The sequence below is a fragment of the Mycobacterium sp. UM_Kg27 genome (assembly GCF_000972905.1).
Taxonomy (GTDB): Bacteria; Actinomycetota; Actinomycetes; order Mycobacteriales; family Mycobacteriaceae; genus Mycobacterium.
In genome coordinates this window covers 1-2,428 of sequence record NZ_JRMM01000242.1, presented here as the reverse complement: position 1 = coordinate 2,428, position 2,428 = coordinate 1, and the positions used below count along the sequence as shown (strand labels likewise).

2 protein-coding genes are annotated in these 2,428 nt (G+C 65.5%); both read left to right on the top strand.

The window, feature by feature from the left end; all coding sequences use genetic code 11:
* Window positions 1–990: M28 family peptidase (locus LI94_RS20880; protein WP_046302431.1), on the top strand; the 990-nt coding region annotated here is incomplete at its 5' end.
* 124 nt (window positions 991–1,114) lie between these two features.
* Window positions 1,115–2,407, top strand: a complete 1,293-nt coding sequence (locus LI94_RS20875; RefSeq protein ID WP_343252086.1) for a TetR/AcrR family transcriptional regulator — start codon at window positions 1,115–1,117, stop codon at window positions 2,405–2,407.
* Window positions 2,408–2,428: the final 21 nt, after the last annotated feature.

Genomic DNA, 2,428 nt, shown 5'->3' with positions numbered 1-2,428 from the left:
CAGATGTGTATAAGAGACAGCAAGCAGAACGTGGCCGCCCAGCGTGGCGCCGCCGCGCTGGTCGTGGTGAGCCTGCCGAGCCGCACCGGAGCGCCGGCCGGACTGTTCCCTCCGGAGTACTACGACCAACTCACCATGCCGGTAGCGGTGGCCGGACGCGACGGCGACCACGCGTTGCGTCGCGCGACCGGAACGGTGCGGCTGGTCCTGGACGGCCACACCGAGAAGGTCACGTCTCGGAATGTTTTGGCGCAGACGAAAAGCGGTTCGCCGCATGACGTCGTGATGGTGGGCGCGCACCTCGACAGTGCACTCGGCAGCCCGGGGATCAACGACAACGGCTCGGGGGTGGCGGCGGTGTTGGAGACCGCACTGCAGCTCGGTCCGGAGCCGGCGGTGACCAACGCGGTCCGGTTCGCTTTCTGGGGTGCCGAGGAACAACAACTCGGCGGTTCCAGCGACTACGTCTTCGGGCTAGACCGCGAGCAGCTCAACGACATCGCCCTGTACCTGAACTTCGACATGCTCGCCTCTCCCAACCCCGGCTTCTTCACCTATGACGGAGATCAGTCCGCGCTGCCGAGCCGCGACATCACCCCCGCTGACGTGCCGGTCGGATCAGGCGGTATCGAGCGCACCCTGGCCGGTTACCTCAACCTGGTGGGCGTGCGGCCCGCCGATATGCCGCTCAGCAGCGACACCGACTACAGCCCGTTCGTGGTGGCAGGGGTGCCTATCGGGGGCATCACTAGCGGTGCTTCCCAGCTCAAGACCACCGCTCAGGCCCGACTGTGGGGCGGCAAGCCCGGCGCGGCGTTCGACCCCAACTACCGCGGCCCCGGTGACACGGTCGAGAAAATCAATCAGCGCGCTTTGGCGCTAACCGGTGCGGCGGTGGCGTTCGCAGTGGCAAACTATGCGCAGTCCATCGGCGGTCCCAATGGAGTCCCAGCGCGCGACAAGCGACACCGGGCTCCGCTGGGGCCGTAGTTCCGCATTAGGCGGACATCCGTACAAGTACGGGCGGGTTCTATATTGAATCCGCAACGGCCCGTTTACCCAGCTGTGTTAGTAATGCTGTGCACGTGACAGAGCTGGCCTGAGTTGATCGGGGGTGGTGACCTCGCTTGGTGCCACGAACGACCCTGTTGGACGCACTGTTGGTGCCCGCATAAAGCGGCGCCCCAAGGACCGCAAGGCGCAGATAACACGCGCTGCCGCGGAAACCTTCAGTGCACAGGGCTACCACGCGACCAGCATGGAGGCGATCGCTTCCAAGGTCGGGATTTCCGCGCCGGCGCTGTACCGGCACTATCCCAGCAAGTACGAGATGTTCTCGGTTGTCGTCGGCTCGCTCGGCCAGCAGTTGGTGGACTGCACAGCGTTCGTCGACGAGTTCTCCGACGCCGACATGCAGGACAACGCGCCGGCTGTGCTGGACCAGGCTGTCGACGGGCTCATCACGTCCTCGATCCTCAACCGCGAAGGCAGCGGGCTGTTCCGGTGGCAGGCTCGCTATCTGCAGTCTGAGGACCAGGCCAAGCTCATGATGCAGATGCACACCGTGGGTGCACGCCTGAAACGGCCGATCAGTGTCATGCGCCCGGAACTGAACTCGCTGGAGCAGTGGACTCTGACGGTGGCATTGGTCAGTGTCGCCGGCAGCATTAACGGACACCGGCTGCAGCTGCCGGATGACGAGATCAAGCCGTTGCTCATCGCGGCGTCACGATCAGTGGTCGCTGCGCAGCTGCCCGGAGCCGACGACATCGGCGTCAATCGACCCTCGGTGTGGCGGATCTTCACCCCGGACGCCGGGCCTTACGAGGCACTGTTGAACGCGGCGGTCCTGTTGTTCGGCAAGCAGGGGTATGCCGAGACCGGCGTCACCGAGATCGCGGATGCCGTCGGCGTCCCAGCCTCCGGCGTCTACCGCTACTTCTCCAGCAAGAGCGACATCCTGACGACCGGGCTGCAGCGTGCCGTGGACCGGATAGCCGGGGAGATGGCGGCTATCGCCGGTGTCTTCGCCGAGCCGGAAGAGGCGCTGCGCCGGTTGATCGAGGCGTACGTGGCTACGGTGTTCGCCAATCCCGAGTTGGCGTCGGTCTATGACACCGAGCGGGTGAACCTGGCGCCGGCGGAGCGTGAGCTGCTGCGCGATTCCGAACGCGCGTTCATCGAAACCTGGGCCCGTCCGCTGATGGCGATCAGGCCGGATCTGGACGTGATGCACGCGAAGTTCTTGGTGCACGCCTTGGCGGCGCTGGTCGACGACCTGGGTCGGGTTGCCCGAGGCGGCGAGATTCCCGGCCAGGGGTTCCTGGCCGGAGGCCCGGGCTACGCCCAGGCCTGCATACGCCGGCTGATGGAGTCCATCGTCTTCGCCGGCGTGGACGAGAACTGAGGCTGTCTCTTATACACATCT